Source organism: Desulfitobacterium hafniense DCB-2 (assembly GCF_000021925.1).
Taxonomy (GTDB): Bacteria; Bacillota; Desulfitobacteriia; order Desulfitobacteriales; family Desulfitobacteriaceae; genus Desulfitobacterium; species Desulfitobacterium hafniense.
In genome coordinates this window covers 4,534,582-4,560,489 of record NC_011830.1, presented here as the reverse complement: position 1 = coordinate 4,560,489, position 25,908 = coordinate 4,534,582, and the positions used below count along the sequence as shown (strand labels likewise).

Sequence of the window (25,908 nt, the reverse complement as noted above, 5' to 3'; positions counted from 1 at the left end):
AGTGGGTGATATAGCTAAGGAAATGTTTTAGTAAAAGCAGCTAAATATTTGAAAGGAGGAACTATATGTGTTTTTTCGCAAAAGCAAAAGTAAAGTTAGGATAGCTGTTCTGGTTATTCTGGCCATGCTTATGCAGGCAGTGGGACCGATAGCACCGGCCTTCGCCGCAACCGGCGGGGAAAGTTTTCGCATAATGGACGAAAACATTGCTGAGGGCACAGCCTATCTGGACTGGGAACTTACTCTTGATCCGGACGATCCGGTAACAGTGTATTCCTATACGGGAGGATTTACTCTGAACGAAGCAGTAGCCTCCGAACTCAGGGCGGCGGACGGCACAGTGCTGGGCAGCTATCATATTTCCACAGCAGGAGCATTGACCGTTACCATCGACCAGGAGCTTTACGCCGGCCTGGAGCAGAAGGAAGTGGACCCGGACCCGGCAGAATCAGAGGGACCGGTAATGGTGGAGGAATCCGGGCCGGAGATGGCTGAGGGAGGCACCGCTCCGGAGAGCGCCCCGAATCCTGAAGCCCCGGCAGAATCCCCAGAAGGAGAAGCTCCCGGAGCACCGGCAACACCAGCTGAACCCGCAGCATCGGTGGAAGTGACGACAGAGCGGGAAGAATCAGCGGAGGCAGCGGCAGCGCCTGCTGAACCTGAAACAGTGGAACCCGCGGCACCCGAGGAGATTCAAGTCCCCGTAGAATATGCGATCCAAACCTTCACAGGCACCATCATTGTTCCCGGAGCGGTGAAGAACCCCGGCCTTGTGGGTAAGATCAGGGGGCTGATGGGAGTACGAGGCAGCGGTATGGAAATTAACAAATCCGTACTTACCAATCTCAAGGAGACGATCACACAGGATGGGAAATCTATCGCCGAAAGCGGCACCATAATGAGCACCAGGCCGATCAAGGTAGAGATTTCATTTGGTGTGCCGGTTGAAGGCGATGATCCAACACCCGTAAATCCAGTTAAAAAGGGTGATTGGATTATATTTGAACTGGGCGATGCATTTGAGTTGATTTCGGGATCTTCTATTGAATTAAAAGCGGAAAGTGGGACGCTAGTAGGCTACGTATCTTTTGAAGCGGACTCCGTGACAAAGATGGTGACTGCCAAGGTCGATTTTGACGGAGAAGAAGAAGTTTTTAATGGGGATGTCCATTCTGTAACTTGTAAGTTCCATGCCGAGTTTCAATATGACGCCAGTAGCAGCAGCGGCGGTGCGGGGGATCATACAGTAACAATACTGGGAAAGCCATATACGGTGAACGTCCCTGCTGTGCCCATTGAGTATAATGTTACAAAAACGGGTACTGCGGACCTGGCGGACCAAAGCATTACATGGACGGCCAATATCAGCGCGACACAGGGTGGCACAGATGTTGACTTAGCTGGGTATCAGTTCTTTGATGATTTGACCAGTGTCGGCGACTATATGGAAGGCACTTTTAAAGTGGGCTCAGAGGGTAAGGCTCCTACTTTAGAGGATAAAAAGCTGAGTTACATTTTCCCTACCGAAGGTTCAGCCAGTCCCCGAATCATCGAGTTTAAAACAAAAATACCCGACGGTAAGTATCAGGCTAACAGCAAGCAAACAGTAGTCAACAAAGCCGAACTTCGCGACAAAGATGAGAAGATGATGGGCAGCGGTCAGTCGTCTGTCGAATTTACACCAAAGTGGATTGAGAAAAAAGGCGTGTCAAGCGACGCTGGAAGCAGTGGCACTTACGACCCGAAAGATCGTACAATAACTTGGACGATTACTGCCAACCACATGGGGGCAGATTTAAAGGGTGTTGTCATAACCGATAAATTGCAGGGCGATTTAGAGCTCCAATCTGCTAAATGGCAGACTTGGAATGGCTCAGAATGGGTTGGAGAGAAAATCATTACACCCGATGGAGCCGGCGAATATAGCATTGGCGACATCAACTCTGAGATTCTGCTTACTATCGTAACTGAGGTTCCCAATGATGATTATACGACTGGCGAAAAAACATACACTAACTCTGCTAGTATCAGATGGACCGGCGTAACTGGTTCCGGCCCCGGTTCGGGCAATGTTGGTGTGACGATTGGGTACAACGCCATGTCAAAATATGGTGTGGTGGATGCTGCGAACCAGAAAATTCGCTGGACCGTCACTGTAGATACAAAAAAGCAAGAGATTCCCGATATGAAAGTATATGATCTTCTTGTTTATGGGAAAAGTATTGACCTCTCAAATGTTAGCGGGATTCCCGAAGGCATTGCTCATGCTAATCTGACACCGCGCTTTGGCCAGAAATATGCAGACAATTTTTCCGGATCACCGTTTACGATGAACGTGATTCCTATTACGCAGGGCGACGTACAGGTTGCCGATTTGCTGGAAATCACAGGCTTGTCTACGACCAGCGTGAACACCTTCAGCTTTAACAGCCAGGTTGTAGATCCGGATATATTCGCCGGGAATAAGACGCCTACCGTGCAGAACACAGCGACACTATTCAGCGGCACCACAAAGGTGAACGCTGCTACCGGAAGCGTAAATTACAAGAACAATATGCTTCTCAAGGGCATGCTAAAGCGGGCCGCGATATCCAATCCGGCGACCGGCGTAAATGCCCATAATACCACGACAGCGACAGAGAGCTTTGACTATCAGGATAAGTCGGCGATTTTCCGCTTAAGCGTCAACGCCGATGGCATCGATTTGACCAATACGACAAACGCGGCAGGGGAACCGCTGGGAAAGGCAACCCTTACCGACACCCTGCCCGAGGGATGGGAGTTTGTTGATATAGTCGAAGGTTCAAAGTACCTGATTTTTGAAGGCATCAAGAAATCCGACAAACTCGTTGACGCTGAAGATATCACGCCGGATACGGTCACGGGCCTTAATGCTAGCTTTAACGGGCGCACAGCAACCTTTGAATTTACCTCGCTGGCTCAACCATATGTAATACTGGTCAAGTCAAAACCCACCAGTGCAACTGTAGCGGAGTATTTTTCTAAGAATGATACAGAAACGATAACGAATAGCGTAGCTTTAAAAACCGAGAGATGGACTAGCGGCGTGACGAGCACCCAAAATATAACCATCACCAGCGAGATCCTGGGGAAAGCCTGGGAGCTGATAAAAGCAGGTGAAGTGCGCTGGACAGTGGATTACAAACCCTACGACCTTGAGCAACCCGGCGAGAGACTGGAAGATAAATTGCCGCTTGGTATTGATCTGCGTATGGACTCCAGCGGGAAACTGGTGCTTGAGGGAAATATTACGGCCAACGAGATGACTCTCCAGGCAGACGGAAGGTATACACTTGGAGACCCCGTTGAGCTTAGGTTAGGGACGAATGTGAGCTACGATAATGGGAATCGGGTGCTGAGCTTTATCATCCCCAACAAAGCAAAGGCGTACAGATTCAGCTATATCACCGATGTCACAGGCGAGCCGGGAAGCGTTACGAACAAAGTGTCCTTGCTTGGTGAAAACAGTGTGGGGCAAGAAAATACAGGCAAGAGTTACTCTATTACGGCCCAAGACGGCAGTGCCAGCTTGCTAAGGAATGGTTCGATAAGTATAACGAAGACCAAGGAAGGGAGTGTCCCTTTTCCGGGTGTTGAATTCACGCTATACGCTAAGGATGGCACTACGGTCATCAAAAAAGGCGTCACCGGCAGCGACGGCACCCTTAAGCTTAAGGTCATACCCGACGGAGAATATATTCTCCGAGAAACAAAGGTGCCTGATAGTTCTGGATATACCCTGGAAAATGTAGATCATTCCCTGATGTTTACGACCAGCGGCGGGGGAATTGTCTCTTCTATTGATGGAAAAACAGGAACGCAGACCGCCGTAATCACCATCCAAAACTTTCAGACAGGTACGGTTGGGAACCTGAAGATCAACAAAGTTGTGGCTGGCAATGATGCCGATACCACAAAGGCATTTAATTTTACGCTGACGCTGGATGGCGCAGCCGGCACCTATGCTTATATAGGGCATGGAGTACCTGGTGGAACCATTAAAACTGGAGATGATTTTTCCCTCGCTCATGGACAGAGCATTACTATCGTGGGTTTGCCCAAGGAGGCAGCTTATACAGTGACTGAGGCAGACTACTCCGGCGACGGTTACTCTACGATCAGCACAAATGAGACCGGCAACATTGTGGCAGATACTACGCAGACAGCTTCTTTTACTAACAGCCGGCTTGAGATCACTGGAACCAAAGTCTGGCAGGGTGGGCCGGCAGTCAAACCGGAGATTCAATTACAGCTATATAGAAATAACCTACCTTTAGGATCGCCTGTCACTTTGAATGGCTCAGAGACGCCCTCGTGGATCCATACCTGGACCCACTTGGATAAGACGGATTCTGATGGTAATGATTACCGATATCGCATCGACGAAGTTAAGACTCCGCCCAACTACGGCAAATCCATCTCCTCGGACGGACTCACTATTACCAACACCTATGGCTCACCCAAGACAGCCATTACCGGCAGCAAAATCTGGGAGGGCGGGCCAAGTATCAAGCCCTCGATCCAGCTCCAGCTCTATCGCAACGGAGTAAAGCAAGGGGAGCCGGTAGAACTGGTCAATGGTCAGCTCAGCCACACCTGGAACGGTCTGGATACAACGGATAATACAGGCAGAGCGTATACCTATACCGTAGATGAAGTGGAGGTCCCGCCGGTTTATGCCAAGACAGTTTCCCCGGATGGCCTCACTATCACCAACACCTTTATCGGCAAGGTGGAGTATGCCATCGATCTCAAGGCTGATCCTTCCACCATCGTTGGTGACGGCAAATCCGAGACGGTGCTAACCACTCGGGTTACCGATGACAAGGGCAACCCGGTAGCCGGTGTGGAAGTAGTGTTTGAAGCGCCTTTGGGCACCTTTCTGGGCGACCCCCGGAACCCTCAGGTGGGCAAGCAAACAGGGGTGACCGACGCTAATGGGGAAGCTCAAATCCTTTACCGCTCTGAGAAAATCGAAGGAATTGACCCCCAGAAGGTTCCGGTGATAGCAACCGTGGCGGATCCGGAAAAAGGGCTTTACGCTACGGACACCATCTATATCATCTTTGAACCGTCGGCTATTACCGGGGTTGTCACAGACAACCAGACAGGTAAGCCCATTGCGGGAGCCAAAGTCGTGGTCACGAAAGACTTCGACGGCGACGGCATCATAGACTTCAGAGGGGAGTGTATCACCGGCCCCGACGGCAAATATCGGGTCCCTATTCCGAAAGGGGATACCGTATATGACGTTGAAATCACCAAATCTATCATCATCAACGGCGAACCGGTCGATGTCAGCTTTAAGCAAAAAGCGGAAGCCGGCGAAGTGAACGCCGATCAGGGTGACGAAGAATTCCCGGCCCAGGAAACCTTTACAGGAGTCATCATCACCAGGGATAAGGACGGCAGGGAGCGGATCGCCGGCCGGGGCACCGATGAAAAAATCGTGCTCAAGCAAGTAACCGCGGAAGGCGTTGGCGGCAAAGAAGCTGAGGTAGATTCGAAAACCGGTGTCTTCACCATCGAGGAATTGTCCAAAGGTCAAACCTATGAATTTGTGATGACCATGGAAGTAGAGGGCCAAGAGCTGATCATGGGTAAAATCGTCGTTCAGCTTAACACTGACGGACAAATCAGCATTCACGAGGAGCTGATCGACCCCTACGGTACAATTACGGACAGTGAGACCGGTAAGATATTGGGAGATGTGTATGTAGAATTATTTTATGCAGATACTCCCAGAAATAAAGCTGAGGGAAGAACACCTCATACCAAGGTAATTCTGCCTATACTGCCGGGCTTTGCGCCCAACGACAATGAAAATCCTCAGCGGAGTGCCTCCACAACCGTATTTAATGAGCATCCAAGTGTAAAAGATCATGGAAACTACGCCTGGATGGTCTTCTCAGAAGCAGATTATTATATCAAAGGCACCAAGACCGGTTATAACACTTATACCAGCCCCACGATTTCTGTTGACTTTGATGTAGTCAAACATGATTTCGTCATGCAGCCTCTTGATTCTGGTGGAGACGGCGACGGTGGCAGCAGTGGCGGTGGAAGTGGCGGCGGAGACATTACACCAACACCGACCGAGGATAACACAAAACCGGCAGTGCCTGGGCAAACACCAGCTACCCCGGGAACAGAAACGCCGGAAATTCCTGAAAAGCCGATAGATACCCAAAAACCGGTAGAACCACAACATCCTGCAAAAACACCCACCGACCCGTCCGATAGACAGGCGACAGGGACACCGGAAGCAGGGGGTAATCAAGGTACAGGAGAAACCCCGGCGGACGGCAAAGGGACCTTGCCGAAGACCGGTGAAAACGGCAATTCAGGATATTACACTTTGGGAATGCTGTTCATCGCTCTGGGACTTTACTTAGGGAGAAGAAGAACGGCATAGACGGTTAAGAGGCAGAGCAGAGACTCTGCCTCTTTCTACAAAATTTTAGGCAGGTAGAAAAATGTCGAAGAAAATTAGCTCCATCATCTTCATCGTGGCAGGACTCACTCTGCTGGCCTATCCCAAGGCAGCGGAAATGCACAGCACCTATCTGCAGAAAAAGCTGGTCAGCGAATGGCAAGCAGCCCTTGCCGCTGTGGATCAAGGAGAACGAGCCGCTGACCCGGCCCCTGATCAGGATGCTGAAGAAAGCAGCCCGGCGAAAGAGTCGCCGGGTGATTTGCCGGAAGAGTTCATCACTCCGGAAGAAAAAGACAGACAAGATTATATACACGACACGATGGAAGGAATGCTCAAGATCGAGAAGATCGGCCTTGAGCTGCCCATCCTCAAAGGTGTAACCGAAGCAAACCTGGATCTATCGGTAGCTCATATGGAGAACACCGGGAACATGGGTGAGCCGGGCAATTACGCCATAGCCGGTCATCGAAGCCATACTTATGGCCGGCAATTCAACAGGCTGGAGGAAGTCAATCCGGGAGACCGGCTGGAAGTAACCGATGGGAAGACTACCTATACCTACACCGTAACCCAAAAATTATATGTTGACCCCACGGAAACCTACGTTCTTAACAGCAATAAGGATATCAGCGAAATAACCCTCATTACCTGTCACCCCATGATCAACCCGACTCACAGGCTGATCATTAAAGGAGTATTAGGGGGGTGAAGATTCCCACCTTGCTGAACCCGATTCCTCGGGAAGTGCACAATCTCTTTTGTTCCGATAGCTGGAGAAATTGAATTTAAATTCAATTTCTCCGGCTATCGAAATTTTACCCGTGAAATTCCATCCAAAAAGCTGAAGAAGATAATGCCGTCCAAACCATTTTTTTACCTTGTCTGCTACTTGACAATATAAATAGTGAGAGGTACTATAATATCATAAATCGTTAGCACTCATTAAGGTCGAGTGCTAACAAGAGGAAAACGAGGGTGGAAAGGCGGTTATGTGTATGCAGATGGACGAGCGAAAAAAGAAGATCCTGCGGGCTATCGTACAGGATTATATCAGTACTGCTGAGCCTGTCGGTTCACGAACCATCGCCCGGAAATTTGATTTAGGCATCTCGCCGGCCACCATTCGTAACGAAATGTCCGATATGGAAGAGTTGGGTCTTATTGAGCAGCCCCATACTTCAGCAGGCCGCATTCCCTCGGATGCGGGTTATCGGTATTATGTGGACTGTCTCCTGGAGAAATCCAGTATTGCCGATGATGTCAAGGATGTTATTGAAAAAGAGACCACGAAAAGAATTGCGGAGATTCAGACGGTCATTGCCCATTCCAGCAAGCTCCTTTCTGAACTCACCCATTTGACCAGTATCGTCATCGGGCCGGACAAGGGAAAGAGCGCCTTTAATCAGATGCACTTCCTGCCTTATGAACCCGGCAAAGCCATCATGGTGGTCGTCAAGGAAAATGGCGTGGTGGAGAATCAGATTGTCGAGATTGGGGAAAATGTAACAGCCGAGGAGCTTCAGAGAATTGCCAACGTATTTAACCATAAGATGCGTGGGCATTCTATGGAAGAAGTGAAACGGGATATGCTTCATGAGATATACAGCGAACTGACTCGTCAACGCTTCCTGATTGACAATGCCTTAGAGCTTCTTTCCGCCGTTCTGAGCAATAGCCCTGAAGAGTCCAGTAAAGTCTACCTGGGTGGAACTCTGAACATGTTGAACCAACCTGAATTCCGGGATGTAGAAAAGATCAGAAACCTCTTCCAGATTTTCGAAGAGGGAGCCCAAATCATCAAAGTATTGCATCCTCAGAAAGAAGGTTTGGCAGTGACTATCGGTGGGGAAAATAAACTGAAGGAACTTCGGGACTGCAGTATTATTACCGGGACCTATTGGATTGATGGAGAGCCTTTGGGAACGATCGGCTTGATTGGACCTACCCGTATGGATTATGGGAAGGCTATGGCCATGGTGGATTACATGACAAGAACGCTCACAGAGCTGCTTACTGTGCGACGAAGGAATTAGGAGAGGTGGTTTCAATAATGGTGAACTGGGGCGGGAAAACCCCCCCATCGGGTCAGACCGAATGGGAAACTAAAAATACTCAAGAGTCAAAGGAAAATTTGACCGATACTGTTGAAGAAATCCTTAGCGAAGCTGTCCAAGAGGAAGAAGTGGGGAATGAATCTTCTCCGGAGCAGGATGTTTCTTTAGAAGAAAAAATACTCACTCTTCAGGCAGAACTTGACCAGACCAAGAACCAGGCAGAGGAATACTATACTCATCTCCAGCGCTTGCAGGCTGAGTTTGACAACTATCGCAAACGGACCCAAAAGGAGAAGGAGGATTTCGCCAAATATGCCTCAGAGCGTGTTGTAGAAGGGTTGCTGCCTGTATTGGACAATTTTGAACGGGCAGTGGAAGCTTCCAAGACCACTCAAGATATGAAGTCCTTTTCCCAAGGAGTAGAGATGATTTTCAAACAACTGCAAGGCATTCTTGCCAAGGAAGGATTGGCGGCGATTGAAGCCGTGGGGCAGCCTTTCGATCCCAACCTACATGAAGCCGTCCTTCAGGTGGATTCAGAAGACTATCCGGAGAGCACCGTGGTGGAGGAGCTTCAAAAAGGTTATTATCTTAAAGAAAAAGTAATACGTCCTAGCATGGTCAAAGTGTCCCGCTAGGTGCGATAAGGAGGAAATAGTGAACATGGGTAAAGTGATTGGCATTGACTTAGGAACCACCAACTCTTGTGTGGCAGTTATGGAAGGCGGCGAGGCTGTCGTTATCACCAATGCGGAAGGGAATCGGACGACTCCTTCTGTAGTTGGTTTTTCCAAGACCGGAGAACGCTTGGCCGGTCAAGTGGCTAAGCGTCAGGCGGTTTCTAATCCGGATAAGACCGTCATCTCCATTAAGAGACATATGGGAACAGATTACAAAGTGAAAATTGACGATAAGAGCTATTCTCCCCAGGAGATTTCCGCAATGATTCTGCAAAAGCTGAAAGCAGATGCCGAAGCTTATCTGGGACAGACGGTCACAGAGGCCGTCATTACCGTACCGGCTTATTTCACCGATGCCCAGCGGCAGGCTACCAAAGATGCGGGAACCATCGCCGGTCTGGATGTTAAGCGGATTATCAACGAGCCTACAGCGGCGGCTTTGGCCTATGGTTTAGACAAGCAAGAGGATCAAACCGTTCTGGTCTTTGACTTAGGGGGAGGAACCTTCGACGTATCCCTGCTGGAGCTTTCCCAGGGTATGGTTGAGGTTAAAGCCACCAGCGGCAACAATAAACTGGGTGGGGACGACTTTGACCAACGCCTGATTGACTATATGGTAGCTGAGTTTAAAAAAGATCAAGGTGTGGATTTGGCCAAAGACCGTGTTGCCCTCCAACGCTTGAAAGAAGCAGCCGAGAAAGCCAAAGTGGAGCTTTCCGGAGTGAGCACCACCAATGTGAACCTGCCCTTTATCACCATGACTGGCGAGGGACCGGCTCACTTGGATATGAATATTACACGGGCTAAATTTGAGGAATTGACCGCGGATCTGGTCGAGGCTACCCTTGGACCTACCCGTCAGGCTTTAGCCGATGCCAAACTCTCTTGGAACGAAGTGAATCAAGTCATTCTCGTAGGCGGATCCACCCGGATTCCTGCCGTACAGGAAGCTATCAAAAAGCTGAGCGGCAAGGAGCCCCATAAAGGTGTCAATCCGGATGAAGTGGTAGCCTTGGGTGCTGCCATTCAAGGCGGAGTTCTGGCCGGGGAAGTGAAGGATATTATTCTCGTGGACGTTACTCCCCTGTCCTTGGGTATTGAAACCCTGGGTGGTGTCTTTACCCGGATTATCGATCGCAATACCACCGTTCCTACCACGAAGAGCCAGGTTTTCTCTACTGCGGCGGACAGCCAAACTTCTGTGGATATCCACGTCCTCCAAGGAGAGCGTGAAATGGCGGCCTATAACAAAACCTTAGGCCGGTTCCAACTTTCCGGAATCCCCCCCGCTCCTCGTGGCATCCCTCAAATCGAAGTGAAGTTCGATATTGATGCCAATGGTATCGTCCATGTTTCCGCTAAGGATATGGCTACAGGTAATGAACAAAAGGTCACCATTACCGCTTCCACAGGCTTAAGCCAGGAAGAAATCGAGAAGATGAAAAAAGATGCCGAAGCTCATGCCGATGAAGATAAAAAGCGCAAAGAATTGATTGACGCTAAGAACCAAGCAGACTCTATGGTCTACCAAACCGAAAAGACCCTGAAGGATTTTGAAGGCAAGATCCCTGACAATGAAGCAGAGCCCATCAAGAAAGCTCTTGAAGAATTAAAGACCGCAGCCGCCGGGGAAAATATCGAGCTGATCAAAGAAAAGACCGAAGGGGTAACCAAGGTCCTCTATCCCATCATCGAGAAGATGTATCAGCAAACCGGCGGAGCAGCACCGGGACCGGACATGGGAGCAGACCCCGGAGCGGGCGGCGCTCAAGGGGATGACAATGTGGTGGATGCCGAATATACTGAAGTAGATAAGGATCAAAAATAATCAGAGTGAAGGAAAGAATTGGGTACAGGGGTTTTCCCCTGTGCCCAATCATCATGTGCTGAAGGCTGATAAGGCTTCAGGAGGGAGAATCAGGAGTGATGGAGGAATAACATGAAACGGGATTATTATGAAGTACTTGGTGTCTCTAAAAGCGCAGACGAACAAGAAATCAAAAAGGCCTATCGAAAACTGGCCCGCCAATATCATCCTGATGTGAACCCGGGAGATAAAGACGCGGAAGAAAAATTCAAAGAGGCAACTGAAGCCTATGATGTTTTAAGCGATACTGAAAAACGTGCCCGCTACGATCAAATGGGCCATTCCGCCTTCGATCCCAACCAACAAGGTTTTGGCGGGTTCGGCGGAGATTTCGGCGGCTTTGGGGATATCTTCGATATGTTTTTCGGCGGCGGCGGTGGCGGTGGTCAGCGGCGGCAGGGTCCTACCCGGGGGAATGACCTTCGCTATGACTTAACCATTACTTTTGAAGAGGCTGCCTTTGGTACCGAGAAAGAGATTCAGGTTCCCCGTCAAGAAACCTGCACGGAATGCCATGGCTCCGGTTCAGCCCCCGGCACCCATCCTACCACCTGTTCCCAATGTCACGGAACAGGGCAGGTTAAAGCTACCCAACGGACTCCTTTTGGCGCGATTCAAACAGCAAGAACTTGCCCTGCCTGCAATGGCTCAGGTCAATTTATATCTTCTCCATGTAAGGAATGCAGTGGCAAGGGAACCACACGGAAGGTCAAAACCATTAAAGTCACTGTCCCCCCAGGGTCGGAGGATGGCCTTAACCTTCGTTTCAGCGGCAATGGGGAAGCAGGGCTGCGGGGAGGCCCATCAGGAGACCTTTATGTGGTCCTCAATGTGAAAGCCCATAAATTCTTTGAAAGAGAAGGGAACGACGTCTATTGCGAGATTCCCATAACCTTTGTACAGGCCGCCCTCGGGTCGGAGCTCGATGTTCCCACCTTGGATGGCAAAGTCAAAATGAAGATACCCGAAGGCACCCAGACTGCTACGGTGTTCCGGCTGAGGGGTCATGGTATTCCTTACCGCCGCGGCAACGGGAGAGGGGATCAGCATGTGAGAGTAGTTGTGGCCACTCCGACTAAACTCACCGACCGCCAAAAGGAGCTGCTGCGTGAGTTCGGGGAAGTCACCAGCGATCAGCAGCAGATGGGCAAAAAATCCTTCTTCGAGAAGGTCAAAGAAAATATCCGGGACGCTATAGATCTGTAGGGCGAATCAGGGGGAATCAAAGGGACAGGTCCCTTGATTCATAGTCGTCCTGAAAACTGAAAAATGGGACCTGTCCCCCTGATTCAAAAAGGAGCACTGAAGCATGAATTGGCGTGAAATTGCGGTAACTGTTTCATCGGTAGGAGAGGAAGCTGTTGCCGATCTTTTTTATCAACTGGGCTGCCCAGGGGTGAGTGTGGAAGATCCGGAGCTTCTCCAAAGTTATGTGGAATCCGGGAATTGGGATTACCATGATTTTGGCGAGATTGCCTTGACCGGAACTTCTGTGGTCAAAGGATATATCTGTGAAGATCACGAACTCCAGCCTAAGCTCCGTCAGCTTGACGAAGGGCTGAAGGAATTGCTTCAGCGCTTTCCGGAGTGGGTTCTCCAGGTGAAAGGCCTGACTGTGCAGGAAGAAGATTGGGCTACCTCTTGGAAAGCTTATTTTAAGCCCGTGCGCATTGGCCGGCATTTTTTGATCAAACCCTCTTGGGAAGAAGTAACCCCTCTGCCTGAGGACATTATCCTGGAGCTGGATCCTGGGATGGCTTTTGGTACGGGAACTCATGCCACCACCTCCTTGTGTTTGGAGACCCTGGAGGAGACGGTGAAGCCGGATATGCGGATCTTTGATCTGGGAACAGGCTCAGGGATTCTGGCTATCGCAGCAGCAAAATTAGGCGCTCAGGTGGAGGCCATCGATTTGGACTCCGTTGCCGTAAAAGTAGCCCAGGAGAACGTGGAGCTCAATCAGGTAGCAGACCGGATCAGTGTCCGGCAAGGAGATCTAGGAACAGTGCTGCAGGGACAGGCCGATTTAGTGGTGGCCAATATCATTGCCGATGTTATTCTGATGCTGATCCCTGACTTAAAGCGCATCATGAAAGAGGATGGAGAGTTCCTCGCTTCGGGGATTATCGGACACCGTTCTTCCGATGTGGAAGCAGGATTGGGCGAGCATGGTTTGGAAGTTCTGGAGAAGAAGGAAGATTCAGGCTGGGTCCTCTTGCGGGCGAGGTGGCAACGTGCATCGCTTTAAAATCTCCGAACTGGGGAACCATGTCTTCTGGCTTAAGGGACCGGAAAGAGAACATCTTGTCCGGGTCCTGCGTCTTGCGGTGGGTGACCGGATCATCGGTTTTGACAACACGGGGGCGGAGTACAAGGCAGTCGTTAATAAAATAGAAGAGCAAAGCGTAACCTGCGGCATCCTGGAGCAGGATTACCCGGAAGTAGAAGCGGTTACCCGGATTTATCTGGCAGCCGGCCTCTCGAAAGGGGAAAAGATGGAGTGGGTCATCCAAAAGGGAACGGAATTGGGAATGGCGGGTTTAATCCCCCTGCGCACCAAACGGGCTGTGATGAAGCTGGAAGGGAGCAAGGCTGCAGACCGGGTGGAACGCTGGCAAAAGATCTCCGGCGAGGCGGCTAAGCAATCCCACCGGGTCCGGGAACCGCAGATCTTTTCCGTAACCGATTGGCAGGGGCTTAAAGCTCTGCTTCCGCCAACTACCCAGTGGCTAATTCCTTATGAAAACGAGAAAACCAGGACCCTCTCCTCGGTGCTGAAGGACTTCAGTTCACAAGAGCCGATAGCACTGATCATCGGCCCGGAAGGGGGCTTCGAGGAAGGGGAAGTTCTTTGGGCTCAGGAGCACCTCAACGCCCAAAGCATCTCCTTAGGCCCGCGCATTCTCCGGGCGGAGACGGCGGCCCTTGCCGCTCTGACCTTGGTGTTAGGGCATTATGGTGATTTGGGCTGAACCCTTAATCCGTCTGCCTTCAGGCCTAAAAACTATCTGCGGGGGTGACTATGAGTACATTACAGCAAAAAAATCCAGCGTCGGTGTGTTTTGTTACCCTTGGGTGCAAAGTGAATCAGACCGAGAGTGAGGCCTTAGGGCAGCTGTTTCGAAATAACGGCTATCATGTGGTGTCTTCCACAGAGAAGGCGGATGTGGTGGTGGTCAATACATGCACCGTGACCAATACCGGGGGTGCTAAGTCCCGGCAAACCATCCGGCGTATGGTCAAGGCTCATCCTGACGCTTTCGTGGTGGTTATGGGGTGTTATGCTCAGACCGCCCCGGGAGAAATCCTCGGAATTGCGGGAGTCGATCTGGTCTTAGGAACCCAGGATCGGGGAAAGATCCTGGAACTGATTGATCAGGTGAAAAAGGAACAGCAGCCCAAGAGCAGCGTCCGCACCATCTGGGATGCGAAAACCTTTGAAGAACTGCCCTTGATCGAAGAGGAAAGCAGGACAAGGGCGACCTTAAAAATCCAGGAGGGGTGTAATCAATTTTGCACCTATTGCATTATCCCTTATGCCCGGGGACCGGTCAGAAGCAGAATCCCTGAGAATGCCGTCACAGAGGCGGAAAAGCTGGTTGCGGCAGGGTATAAAGAGATCGTGTTGACAGGAATTCATACAGGGTCTTATGGAGAGGATCTGGGAGAGGATTGGGATTTGGCCCGGCTGGTCAAGGCGCTTGCTCAGATTAAAGGGCTGCACCGTTTGCGCTTGAGTTCTATTGAACCTATGGAATTTACCCCTGAACTGATCGATGTGATCATCAATTATCCCGCGGTCTGCCCCCACCTGCATATTCCTTTGCAATGCGGCAGCGATGCCATTTTAACTCGCATGAAAAGACCTTATACTGTAAAGGAGTTCAAAGAGCTCATTCAACGCTTAACGAGCCTGCAGCCGGGGATTGCCATTACCACGGACGTGATCGTTGGTTTTCCGGGGGAGACGGAGCAAAATTTTCAGGAGACGCTGGAGACAGTTCGTTCCTGCGGTTTTTCCGGAATTCATGTCTTTCCTTATTCCAAGCGCGAAGGAACTCCTGCTGCCAAGTATCCTGAGCAGATCCCCAACAAAATCAAAGAGGAACGTGTCAAAGCTCTCCTGGAAGTGGCCAGAGAGAGCCAGGAAGACTATGTCCGCAGATTTATCGGGCAGAGGGTGGAAGTCTTGATCGAGCGGGTCAGTCCGGAAGGAGTAGCGGCAGGTCATACAGGGAACTATATTCAGGTGCACTTGCCTCCCCGTGAAGGAAAACCCTGGGAAGGCGGCGAATTGGTAGAGTGCGTACTGGAAAAAAACCATGTGCGGGTTAATGGATAACTTTATAGGGTAGCCAACTTTATGGGGGGAAAACCACATGAAAAAAGACAGCCCTTCTGCAAAAGAACGGTTTTTTAAGCCAACAGGGTGGAAAATTACAGGTTTGGTTTTAGTTCTCGTTATCTTACTGGGCCTGGGCGCTTTTTTGATGATGCCCCCAGTGACCTTTCCCGCGCCCCATCTGGTATTCAACCGGCATACCATTCCCCCTTTCATAACTATGGTTGAATCCGGCGGGAAAGTTGCAACCTGGAATAAAGCCAAGGGCGAAATGACCATCGAAAAGACTGGGGACAGTATAAAGCTTCATATCGATACCGACCGGAGCCGGAAAATCCCCATCTATATCAATGGCAGTTATGTGGGGAAATCGCCCTTGAATAAGCGCCTTTTTCCCGGAAAATATGAAATCGTAGCTAAACCTCCCGGATATATGGGCTCTATCCGGCATTTGAAGCTGACCAATGAGTATCCCAAGGATAAACAGGTCACCTTGCCGGTGGATGAACATCATTATCAGGATTACCTGGACGAGATTCTTCGGCTCGGTTATACTCCCATAAGAGTAATGGATTACTATAACCATGTTCCAATAACGGATAAAACCCTTATTCTAAGGCATGATGTGGATGAAGTGGCGGATTATGCCTTAAAAATGGCGGAAATAGAACAGACCCGGGGAGTCAAAAGCACCTACTATTTCCGGTGGCGCACTGCTGATCCGGAAGTGATCCGGAAAGTAAAGGCCATGGGTCATGAAGTGGGGCTGCATTATGAGACGTTGGCTTTCTACGCTCAGGAGATGGGCTTAAAATCAGCCGATGAGGTAACTCCCGCTGTCCGGCAGGAGCTGAGGAGACGCCTGAAATTTGAAATAGCTGAATTCGAACGACTCCATGGGGATATCTATACCATCGCCTCCCATGGAGCGGAAGAGAACAGGCAGCTGAAACTTACCAATTTTCAGGCTGTTATGGAAGGAGAAAATCCTTTGGATTATGGCCTTATCGGAACAGCTTATGGAGCGATCATCGAAAAGTTCACTTATGCCAGTGATGTGGGCGGTATCTGGGAACCGTTCCCCTATCTGCAATTAGAGGATAATAAAGGACCATTTTATTTCCTCATCCATCCTATTCATTGGGCTTCAAGTTTCTCTGAAGATTAGCGAACAGCGGGATTTTTGCATATAATATAGAGGGAGGGTTTTTATGTCGGAGTGCATCTTTTGCAAAATAATCAATAAAGAGATTCCCAGTCAGGTTGTTTTCGAGGATGAGCATGTGTTGGCTTTTAAGGATATTAATCCTGTAGCCCCGGTACATCTGCTTGTGATTCCTAAAAAACATAGGGAAAGCCTCAATGACATCGACGTTGCGGATGAAGCTTTATTAGGGCACATTTTGGTGGTGGCTAAAAAACTGGCACAAGAGTCGGGTATCGCTGATTCAGGTTATCGTGTGGTCAACAATTGTGGTGACGATGGAGGTCAGGTGGTGAAGCATTTGCATTTTCACGTGATTGGCGGACAGCCTTTGGGTGTAAAAATCTGTTGAAAAGCTTTCAGAACTTGACGCAGTCCATCTCATCCAGTATAATTATCTAGTATATCTGTACATGATCCAGTGGAGGGAGGGATAAGATAATGAGCGAAATTAAAGTCGGTAAAAACGAATCCCTGGATAGCGCACTCCGCCGGTTCAAGCGTACTTGTCAGCGTGCAGGCGTATTATCAGAGGCTCGTAAACATGAGCATTATGAAAAGCCTAGTGTTAAGCGGAAGAAAAAATCCGAAGCTGCGCGTAAACGTAAGTTCAAATAAGGAGTTGCACTGAATTGTCCCTGAAAGAACGCCTCGTTGAGGATATGAAGGTTGCCATGAAGGCCAAAGAGGAGGGGAAGGTTAGACTTTCCGTCATCCGCATGGCTCGGGCCGCCATTAAAAATGCTGAAATAGATAAGCAAGTTGAATTTAACGATGAGCAAGTCATCGAAGTCTTAGCTAAAGAAGTTAAAATGCGTCGTGATTCGATCGAAGAGTTTTCTAAGGCGAATCGCCCCGATACAGTGAAAGCCCTGGAAAAGGAAATCTCCGTTCTCATGGAATACCTTCCTCAGCAGCTTTCTGAAGGGGAGATACGCCAGTTAGCCCAAGAGACGATTACCGAAGTCGGTGCTCAAGGACCGAAAGATTTGGGGAAAGTCATGGGCAAAATTACTCCGAAGACAAAAGGACGCGCTGACGGCAAACTGGTTAACCAGATCGTGCGTGAACTTCTAGGATCTTAGCTCACTAAAAGCCTGATTGCATAGTTTAGCAATCAGGCTTTTAACATGTTAAGGAGGTCATTATGTCAGTTGAAATGGTGAAGGAATTTTTTCATAGTAAGGAAATGAAGGTACCTATTCTGAAGTTTAAAGATATCAGTACGGTTGCCAAGGCTGCCGAATCCTTGGGTGTTACCCCGGGGGAAATTGCCAAGTCTCTTCTGCTCCAGGTTCATGATGATTTTGTCATGGTGCTCATGGCCGGGGATAAGAGGCTGGATAACCGGAAGTTTAAGGATACCTTCAAAGGGAAGCCCAAAATGCCTGCGGTTGATCAGGTATTGGCGATGACCGGGCATCCGGTGGGAGGGGTCTGTCCTTTTGGCTTAAGCCAGGAAATTCCCGTTTATTTGGATCAATCATTAAAGGAGTACTCTGTAGTCTATCCGGCTGCCGGCGCTCCTGATGCGGCTGTAAAGCTGACCGTCGCGGAATTGGCAGAGCTTGTGGCAACAGACTGGGTGAACGTGGCTCAGGAGTAATTGATTACCATATCGGGTGCTTGGTGCATAATTTATGTAAGGAGCACATTGAAAGGTGGTAGCAAGCCCTATGCATGGTATCTATCTGGCCTTAGGTGACTCGTTAACGACAGGTTATGGGGTGGGGCTCAATTGTTCGTTTGCTACCCTGTATTATTCAACCTTGTTGTCCTGCTTTCCGAATCTAGGCTATGAGAATCTGGGGGTTAATGGTCTGACAAGCGGCCAACTGGTTGCTATGGTCGAACAGCCCCATGTACAGCGTTTAATTCTGCAGGCCAGAGTCATTACGGTGACCATTGGCTCAAACGATCTGCTCGCCCTTGGCAAGGGTTTAGCTTTAGGCCAATGGGTCAACCCTGAGCTGACTTTGCGGGATTTCCAACAAAATCTTATGTTATTGGGGGATAAGATAAGAAGGGTTAATTCATTAACCATGCTCAAGATAGCCAGTATCTATAATCCCTTACCCCCTATGGATAAGCAAACCAATCTTTTTGCTTATACTTTGCTCAAACAGGCCAATCATAGTGTCACGCAAATGGCCAGACAATGTGGAGGAGTTGTGGTGCCGGTTGCCAAGGCATTTAGCGGCCAGGAAATGCTGCTGCTCAGCTCCGACCATATTCATCCTAATCTGGCGGGACACCAGGTAATGGCAGAGCTCTTTGCCCGATATTAATGAGTCATCTGAATAGGCGGAAAGCACACCCAAGTTTTTGGGTGTGTTTTTTGCGCAATAAAATTGAATTTGCGGGTTTAAGCTTGATTTAGAAGGCTAGGGAGTGGAATGACGACTCAATTACCCAGGAGCTATGGATCAGGGGGAATAAGCAGGAAAATGCAAGCTTTCGCTACTTGTGTGTTGAGATGGAAAAGGGGTAAGATTAGGAGGTGCGTGTTATATAACAATTACTTATAGGCAACTTGTCCAACCTTAGAAGTTGTTTGTGTTGTAGTACAATTATTTTTATGCTGGAAGGAATGAGGTTGTGATGATAAACATAGAGCGGGGTATTCGGGTAGGAACCATGGGTCTATCCTTAATGATAGCAATCCTGGGCATTCTCTTTCTGGGTTGGAATTTCCATATGGACAACTTTTCAGGGCAATGGCATGGGGAAGGCTTTTCTTGCGATGGATTGACAGCCTTCTTCCTTTTAGTGCTCTTGCTTGGGCAAGGTATTGCATCTCTCTATGGTCTGGGCTATATGAAAGATTATGAGGGGAAGCGTTCTCTCCTCTCCTTTTCCTTATCCTGGGCAGCTTTTCTGGGGAGTATGGCTGGAGTTTTAATCGTCAACAATGGCTTCTATTTTCTTTTTCTTTGGGAACTCATGTCCCTTTTTTCGTTCTTGCTGGTGATATATGAACACGAAGAGAGCTCCAATCGTCGGGCGGCGTTCATTTATTTTGTCATGACCCATGTGGGAACGGTTTTTTTGATTGCGGCAGTTCTCTATCTTTACAGTAAGACCGGAAGTTTTCTCTATGGGGATTGGGCTGCCATAACCCCGACTTTAAGTCCGGGGGAAAAGAACGGTCTTTTTCTATGCTTTCTGATTGGTTTTGGTACGAAGGCGGGGTTGGTGCCTTTTCATATCTGGCTTCCCTACGCTCATCCCGTTGCCCCTTCTCCAGTGTCCGCATTAATGTCCGGGGTGATGGTTAAAATTGCTCTCTATATGATGATGAGATGGGTGTGGTTGACCCTGGCCCCCATGGAACTTTGGTGGGGCGGGTTAATGCTGGCACTCGGAGTGCTCTCTGCTTTTATCGGAATTCTCTATGCTTGTGTAGAACAGGATGTAAAGCGTTTGTTGGCTTATTCCACAGTAGAGAATATGGGTATTCTTACGATGGCTTTAGGAACGGCCATGATTGCCCGGACCCTGGGCTATTCGGACCTAGTGGTCCTTGCCCTGGCTGCTTTCTTCTGGCATGGGATTCATCATCTCCTTTTTAAGTCCGGCTTGTTTATGGCCGCGGGAAATATCATCCAGGCAACACATACAAAAAGACTTGACCAAATGGGTGGTTTACTTAAGAAAATGCCCAGGACGGGCTTGTGGGCAATGGTTGGCGCTGTGGGGCTTTCCGCGCTTCCACCCTTGGGAGGTTTTTGGGGGGAATGGTTGCTATTTCACGCCTTATGGAAGACTTCCGTTCAAGTGGAAGGGGGACTGTTCAAGCTGGCCCTGCCCTTGAGCCTGGCAGCTTTGGCGTTTATTTCTGCCTTAGCTCTGGCAACTATGGTGAAGTGGTTTGCCGGAGCCTTCCTGGGGCAGGCTCGGTCGGCAAATGCTGCAAATGCTCAGGAGCTGCCTTGGCCTCAGACGGTATCTATGGCAATGGCCATGATGCTGACCCTCCTGGCAACGCTGTATCCTCAAGGCCTTTGGAAACTAATAAGTGTCCCCATTCACGTGTTGAAAGATACAAGCGATTCTCCACTCACCGACAGTTTAGCTCTGCCGCTTTGGGCAGATTTCTTTAACCTGATCACCCCTTACATCTTGCTGTTAGGCCTTTTTTCAGTGACACTCTATCAGTTATCCGCAAGAAAGCGCAAGAGAGTAGCAGGGACCTGGAACTGTGGTGTGCCTTTAACCCCTCGTATGCAATACACGGGCTTAGGGATAACCATGCCCTTGCGGATAGCCCTGAAAAAGGTTTTGGCCTTTCGCCCCATTATTGATAAAAAGTTTGGGGAAACCCCCTATGTGTTACAGTCCTTGCACTATCGCGGCCGAACCCGTGAGATGACGGAGGAAGTGTTCTATCGGCCTGCCATGAAGTTGCTTTTGCGGTGTGCAGAACGAGTTCGCATCCTGCAAACCGGCAGTATTCACACCTATTTAGCTTATATTCTGATCACCTTAGTGGTTGTGTTGATTTGGACTATGTAAGGGGGAAAGAGGATGTTGAATTTTGGAGAATGGAATGGTGGAATAATCTTCTTTTCCATGCTGCACTTGCTGATATTTTTGTTGGCTGCGCCTTTACTGCAAGGCTGGATAAAGAAAGTAAAAGCCTTTTGGCAGATGCGCCAGGGACCGTCCCTCTTCCAGCCTTACCGGGATCTTTGGAAGTACATGAGGAAAGAGGAGGTTGTCTCAGAGCATGCTTCCTGGATCTTCCTGGTTACGCCTTCCCTTGTTTTAGGAAGTACGATCCTTGCCGGTTGTGTTGTTCCCGGTCCCTGGGGATGGGCGCCCATCCACTCCATGGGTTCTCTGTTTTGGCTGGCGGCAAGCCTAGGTCTGGCCCGGTTCTTTCTGGCTCTTGCCGGCCTGGATGCGGGGGGAACCTTTGGCGGTATGGGAAGCAGTCGTGAGGTTTTCGTAGCAGCTTTAGTGGAACCTGGATTTATTCTGAGCCTGGCCGTCCTGGCCCTGATGACAGAGACGACTTCGCTCGTGGGAATGAGCGCTGCGCTGCAAGGGCTATCCATCTTTGAAACGCCCCGGATTCTTGCCTTGTTCGCTCTTTTTGTGATCGTCATCGCCGAGCTGGGGAGGATTCCGGTCGATAACCCCGATACCCATCTGGAATTGACGATGATTCACGAAGGAATGCTCTTGGATTACTCGGGCCCCTCTTTAGGTTTTCTGACTTGGGCGGAACAGTTGAAGCAATTGCTTTTGCTGCAACTGCTGGCTTTCTTGATTTTACCTGTGAATATTCAGGTTATGAACAGCTGGAGCGGGGGAATTCCTTTTGGGATATTGCTTAGCCATGGAATTCTCCAGATCGGTTTCCTCGCTTTACTGGGTACCTTCTTTGCTACCCTGGAGAGCATCAATGTTAAAGTCAGACTTTTTCGGATTCCCAATGTCCTGGCTATGGGTTTGGCCGCGGCTGTCTTGGCTCTCTTAACTCTTTGGATTACGAAAGGGGGGATATGACGTGGAAGGAACGTTGGAAAATCTTCAACAGCTGGTGCTCTTTGCTCTTTTAGCCCTCGGTCTCTATATAGTCGGTTGTGTCAAACTGAAGAAAGCCCTGATGGGTTGGACTTGGCAGGCAGTATTTCTCTCAGCGCTGATTTTCCTGGAAGGAGTAAAAGAATCCGAATGGGAGATCCTTGCCATTGCTCTCCTCTCTTTATTGGTCAAGGGAGGAGTGATTCCTTGGGTGCTAAAACGTACCGCCGATCTATCCCACACCCAATGGGTAGGAGAAGTCTTTCTTCACCGAACCTCTTCCCTGGTGGCGGCAGCGGCCTTAACCATCCTGGCCTATGCCATAACTCAACCGCTGCTCTCCTTAGTGGAGCCTGCACTGCGTAATGGTTTGGCCATTGCTTTTGCCTTGCTTTTTTATGGGCTGTTGCTTATGGTGATTCGCAAAGTAGCCTTGGTTCAAGTAGTAGGAATTCTCTTGATTGATAATGGAATCTTTTTAGCGGGTTTCCTGCTCACCAGCGGTATGCCTCTTTTAGTGGAAGTAGGGGTGATCTTCGATGTTTTAATCGGGGTTTTAATTTTAGGGGTCCTGGCCCAGCGGATGATTCTGAAGTTTGACTCGCTGAATGTTGAGCGGCTTAATTCTTTGAAAGGGTAGGAAAGCTGAATGTTTATAGTTGTTGCCATTGTGGCAGCTTTTTGTATGTTGATCTCCACAAGCAGCCGGGCATTGAGGCTGTTCAATAGTTTGGCGCTCATAGCCCTGCTTGGGCTGGCTGGGGAAATGATTCTGCGGGTGTTCGGCCAGGGCCCGCAAAGCATTTGGGGAGGATTTTTTTCCTGGGATGCTTTGAGTGCCTTGCTTCTCGGTGTGATTGTGGTGATTGCCGCTTATGTGATTGTGTATTCCTTTTCTTATATGGAGCATGAGGTAGCAGCAGGGAAGGTCCCCCAAAGCCGGCTGCCCCGGTATTACTTCTGGGTCTGGATGTTTATCGGTACCATGCTTTGGGTGGTCAGTACTCCCAACTTGGGACTCTTGTGGGTAGGCATAGAAGGGACGACGTTGGCGACGGCTCTCCTGGTGGGCTTTTATCGGGAAAAAACCGCTGTTGAAGCCGCCTGGAAATATATCGTTCTTTGTACGGTGGGCATCAGCTTTGCTTTGTTGGGAACGATGATTCTCTATGCAGCATCAGGGCGGATCAATGGCTATAGCCTGGCTGCTCTGGACTGGAGACTTCTGGTGGGAATGGCCCCCCAATTGGATCCGGCCTTAGTCAAGTTGGGCTGTATTTTTGCTTTTATCGGATATGGGGCTAAGGTTGGCTTTGTTCCTATGCACCCCTGGCTGCCGGATGCCCATAGCCAAGCCCCTTCTCCGGTCAGTGCCTTATTATCCGGGGTTTTGCTTAACTGTGCTCTATATGCCATTCTGCGCTGGCATATCCTGGTCCGCCAAACAGGTCTGGGCCCGGATTTTTCCGGAAAGCTGCTGCTTGTCTTTGGATTAATCTCTCTTGGTGCTATGGTGGCTTTTATTCTTTTGCAAAAAGACATTAAACGCCTCCTGGCTTACTCCAGTGTGGAGCATATGGGGATTATCGCTTTGGGCTTGGGACTGGGCACTCCTCTTGCTGTGTGGGGGGCCTGTTTTCATCTCATTCTTCATGCATTGACAAAGGCCAATCTCTTTGTGGTTGTTGGCCGTGTGGTGCAGATGATGGGTACTCGCCAGATCCCCAAGATTCGAGGTGTTATGAGCTTATGGCCTTATACGGGTGGGATTCTGTTTATGGGTTTGCTGGCTATTACGGGGATGCCGCCCTTTGGAACCTTCCGTTCTGAAATCAGCATCATGGCCGGATTCTTCCAGAATCATCACCCGATCTTAGGTTTTCTAACGGCTTTATTTTTAGCGGTTATTTTTGCGGGGTTCCTTTATCACTTTTTGGGGATGCTGTTTGGTACACCGGGTGAACGCTGCTTGAAAGATAAGGGAGAAGGCAAAGAAGTGCTTTGGTTAGCTGTTCCCATGATTCTGGTCCTGATGTTGGGAGTGTTCGTTCCGGAACCCCTCAACCAGGCCTTAAATCAGGTTGTGGAATTGATTCTGGGAAGGGGTGGGGAGTATGGAGAGTTCGGCAAGCTTACGCAATTATTTTGAAGAGCGGGTACTTAAGCAACCGGAGGATTTTTCCTTTGGTCTCTGGACAAAAAATGAAGGACTGGTTTGGCTGAAGCCTGCTTGCCTGCCTGAGGTCATGGAGCAGCTCTGGCTGAAGGTTCCAAGCCGTCCTTTGCTGATGACCCATGTAGGAAATGATGAACGCAGCTTAGGTCATGGTTTTGTGATCTATCTGCTCCTCCAATTCCCCGGTGATTTCACCCTTACTTTAGGAGCCCGGGGAATCGAGAAGAGCTTTCCTTCCTTAACCCTTCTTTGTCCGGCTCTGAACTGGCCGGAACGTGAGGTAAGGGATCTGCTGGGGCTTCACCCTGATGGGCATCCTGATCCGCGCCCTCTCGTTCTTCATCCGGGCTGGACAGAAGGTTTCTATCCTTTGCGGAAACCTTGTCCTGAGACCCCCGTCTCTATAGGCGGCGAATGCCCAGGGGAGGCACTGAAAGAAGTCTCCTTCAACCCTCAGCCCCTTTCTTTCACTGAAGCTGAAGGTGAGGGGACCTTCGAAATTCCGGTAGGACCTGTTCATGCCGGGATCATTGAACCGGGTCATTTCCGCTTTCAAACCATTGGGGAAACGGTTCTGCATCTTGATGCCCAGCTTTTTTATACTCACAAAGGGATTGAGAAGCTTCTGGAAGGCAAGGATCTTGAAGAAGGATTAAAAATTGTGGAGCGGGTGTGTGGAGTGTGTGCGGTCAGTCATGCCCTGGCCTATTGTGAAGCGGTGGAGAAGCTTAAGGGGATGGAGGTTCCCCGCTGGATATTGGGCTGGCGGACTGTGCTGGCTGAGCTGGAAAGGCTTTATAATCACGTGGGGGATATCGGCAACCTCTGCGCCGGAGTGGGCTTTGCCCTGGGCAATGGGAATGCTTTGCAGAATAAAGAGCAGCTCCAGCGTCTCAATCATCAGTTATTCGGGCACCGTTTCCTGCGGGGAAACATCACCCCCGGTGGAGTCAAGAAGATCCCCCAACGGGAGGAAAGGGCATACCTGCAGAGGCGGTTGGCTGAGCTGGAGCAGGATTTTGAAGAGTGGCTGCCGCTGATTCTGGAGCATGACGGGTTTCGCCAGAGAGCGATAACCACCGGAGTTCTAAGCAAGCAAAGTGCCCTGGACCTGGGAGTCACCGGTCCGGCGGCTCGTGCCTCAGGAATCTCCCAGGACTGGAGGGAGCGCCATGCTCATCTTTTGTATGAGGAGCTGAAGGTGGAGCCTCAGGTGGAGCAGGAAGGGGATGTCTGGAGCCGGCTGATGGTTCGGGTGCGGGAAGTGAAACAAAGTTTTGCCTTACTTGCTGAACTTCTTGAGGGAGATTTTTTACAGGATACAGTGGAGCAGGGCGGTTCTGCTCTTAACGGTTCAGAACCTTTTTCACCCCAGCCCTATTCTTTCGCCTGGGGTTGTGCCGAATCTCCCCGGGGAACGGATGTTATCTGGCTGATGCTGGATGATGAGGGGAAGATTTATCGCTGCCGGATTCGTTCAGCCTCCTATGCCAATTGGGCTGCAGTTCCCTTGGCTGTGCAGGGGAACATTGTTCCGGATTTCCCGTTGATTAATAAGAGCTTTGAGCTATGCTACAGCTGTTGTGACCGTTAGGA

At 49.7% G+C, this 25,908-nt stretch carries 20 protein-coding genes; all 20 read left to right on the top strand.

Annotation, left to right across the window (positions count from 1 at the left end; all coding sequences use genetic code 11):
- The first annotated feature begins 67 nt into the window (after positions 1-67).
- Positions 68-6,436 (top strand): Cna B-type domain-containing protein, encoded by a 6,369-nt coding sequence (locus DHAF_RS21490; RefSeq protein ID WP_015945156.1) that lies wholly within the window; start codon positions 68-70, stop codon positions 6,434-6,436.
- A 61-nt stretch (positions 6,437-6,497) separates the two neighbouring features.
- Positions 6,498-7,166 (top strand): class D sortase, encoded by a 669-nt coding sequence (locus tag DHAF_RS21485; protein WP_015945155.1) that lies wholly within the window; start codon positions 6,498-6,500, stop codon positions 7,164-7,166.
- A gap of 286 nt (positions 7,167-7,452) precedes the next feature.
- Positions 7,453-8,490 carry a heat-inducible transcriptional repressor HrcA gene (gene hrcA, locus DHAF_RS21480; RefSeq protein WP_005816480.1) on the top strand — a complete coding sequence of 346 codons (1,038 nt, stop codon included), beginning with the start codon at positions 7,453-7,455 and terminating at the stop codon, positions 8,488-8,490.
- 17 nt (positions 8,491-8,507) lie between these two features.
- Positions 8,508-9,149 (top strand): nucleotide exchange factor GrpE, encoded by a 642-nt coding sequence (grpE, locus tag DHAF_RS21475; protein ID WP_005816478.1) that lies wholly within the window; start codon positions 8,508-8,510, stop codon positions 9,147-9,149.
- 25 nt (positions 9,150-9,174) lie between these two features.
- The gene (dnaK, locus tag DHAF_RS21470; RefSeq protein ID WP_005816476.1) at positions 9,175-11,019 is read left to right on the top strand and encodes a molecular chaperone DnaK; all 1,845 of its coding nucleotides are present in this window, start codon (positions 9,175-9,177) and stop codon (positions 11,017-11,019) included.
- 111 nt (positions 11,020-11,130) lie between these two features.
- Positions 11,131-12,264: a molecular chaperone DnaJ gene (gene dnaJ / locus DHAF_RS21465; protein ID WP_005816474.1), complete on the top strand. Its 1,134-nt coding sequence runs from the start codon at positions 11,131-11,133 to the stop codon at positions 12,262-12,264.
- Between the two features lie 103 nt (positions 12,265-12,367).
- Entirely contained in the window at positions 12,368-13,306 is a 939-nt protein-coding gene (prmA, locus tag DHAF_RS21460; RefSeq protein ID WP_015945154.1) for a 50S ribosomal protein L11 methyltransferase, read from the top strand.
- Positions 13,293-14,030: an RsmE family RNA methyltransferase gene (locus DHAF_RS21455; protein ID WP_011460869.1), complete on the top strand. Its 738-nt coding sequence runs from the start codon at positions 13,293-13,295 to the stop codon at positions 14,028-14,030. The genes prmA and DHAF_RS21455 overlap by 14 nt, the downstream gene beginning before the upstream one ends.
- A 50-nt stretch (positions 14,031-14,080) precedes the next feature.
- Positions 14,081-15,400, top strand: a complete 1,320-nt coding sequence (mtaB, locus tag DHAF_RS21450; RefSeq protein WP_005816469.1) for a tRNA (N(6)-L-threonylcarbamoyladenosine(37)-C(2))-methylthiotransferase MtaB — start codon at positions 14,081-14,083, stop codon at positions 15,398-15,400.
- Positions 15,401-15,437: 37 nt separating this feature from the next.
- A complete protein-coding gene (locus DHAF_RS21445) occupies positions 15,438-16,568 on the top strand; it encodes a PEGA domain-containing protein (RefSeq protein ID WP_011460867.1) in 1,131 nt (376 codons plus the stop codon).
- A gap of 43 nt (positions 16,569-16,611) precedes the next feature.
- Entirely contained in the window at positions 16,612-16,956 is a 345-nt protein-coding gene (locus DHAF_RS21440) for a histidine triad nucleotide-binding protein (protein ID WP_005816465.1), read from the top strand.
- 89 nt (positions 16,957-17,045) lie between these two features.
- Positions 17,046-17,222: a 30S ribosomal protein S21 gene (gene rpsU, locus DHAF_RS21435; protein ID WP_005816464.1), complete on the top strand. Its 177-nt coding sequence runs from the start codon at positions 17,046-17,048 to the stop codon at positions 17,220-17,222.
- A 14-nt stretch (positions 17,223-17,236) separates the two neighbouring features.
- Entirely contained in the window at positions 17,237-17,689 is a 453-nt protein-coding gene (locus DHAF_RS21430) for a GatB/YqeY domain-containing protein (RefSeq protein WP_011460866.1), read from the top strand.
- A 62-nt stretch (positions 17,690-17,751) separates the two neighbouring features.
- A complete protein-coding gene (locus DHAF_RS21425; RefSeq protein WP_015945153.1) occupies positions 17,752-18,210 on the top strand; it encodes a YbaK/EbsC family protein in 459 nt (152 codons plus the stop codon).
- Between the two features lie 70 nt (positions 18,211-18,280).
- Entirely contained in the window at positions 18,281-18,892 is a 612-nt protein-coding gene (locus DHAF_RS21420) for an SGNH/GDSL hydrolase family protein (protein WP_005816457.1), read from the top strand.
- A gap of 313 nt (positions 18,893-19,205) precedes the next feature.
- Positions 19,206-21,119, top strand: coding sequence for a proton-conducting transporter transmembrane domain-containing protein (locus DHAF_RS21415; RefSeq protein ID WP_015945152.1), 1,914 nt, complete (start codon positions 19,206-19,208; stop codon positions 21,117-21,119).
- A gap of 12 nt (positions 21,120-21,131) precedes the next feature.
- A complete protein-coding gene (locus DHAF_RS21410) occupies positions 21,132-22,118 on the top strand; it encodes a respiratory chain complex I subunit 1 family protein (protein WP_015945151.1) in 987 nt (328 codons plus the stop codon).
- 1 nt (position 22,119) lies between these two features.
- Positions 22,120-22,776: a hydrogenase gene (locus tag DHAF_RS21405; RefSeq protein ID WP_005816453.1), complete on the top strand. Its 657-nt coding sequence runs from the start codon at positions 22,120-22,122 to the stop codon at positions 22,774-22,776.
- A 9-nt stretch (positions 22,777-22,785) separates the two neighbouring features.
- Positions 22,786-24,285: a hydrogenase 4 subunit F gene (locus DHAF_RS21400; RefSeq protein ID WP_015945150.1), complete on the top strand. Its 1,500-nt coding sequence runs from the start codon at positions 22,786-22,788 to the stop codon at positions 24,283-24,285.
- Complete coding sequence (locus DHAF_RS21395) at positions 24,251-25,906, top strand: hydrogenase large subunit (RefSeq protein ID WP_015945149.1); 1,656 nt, start codon at positions 24,251-24,253, stop codon at positions 25,904-25,906. The genes DHAF_RS21400 and DHAF_RS21395 overlap by 35 nt, the downstream gene beginning before the upstream one ends.
- Positions 25,907-25,908 lie beyond the last annotated feature (2 nt).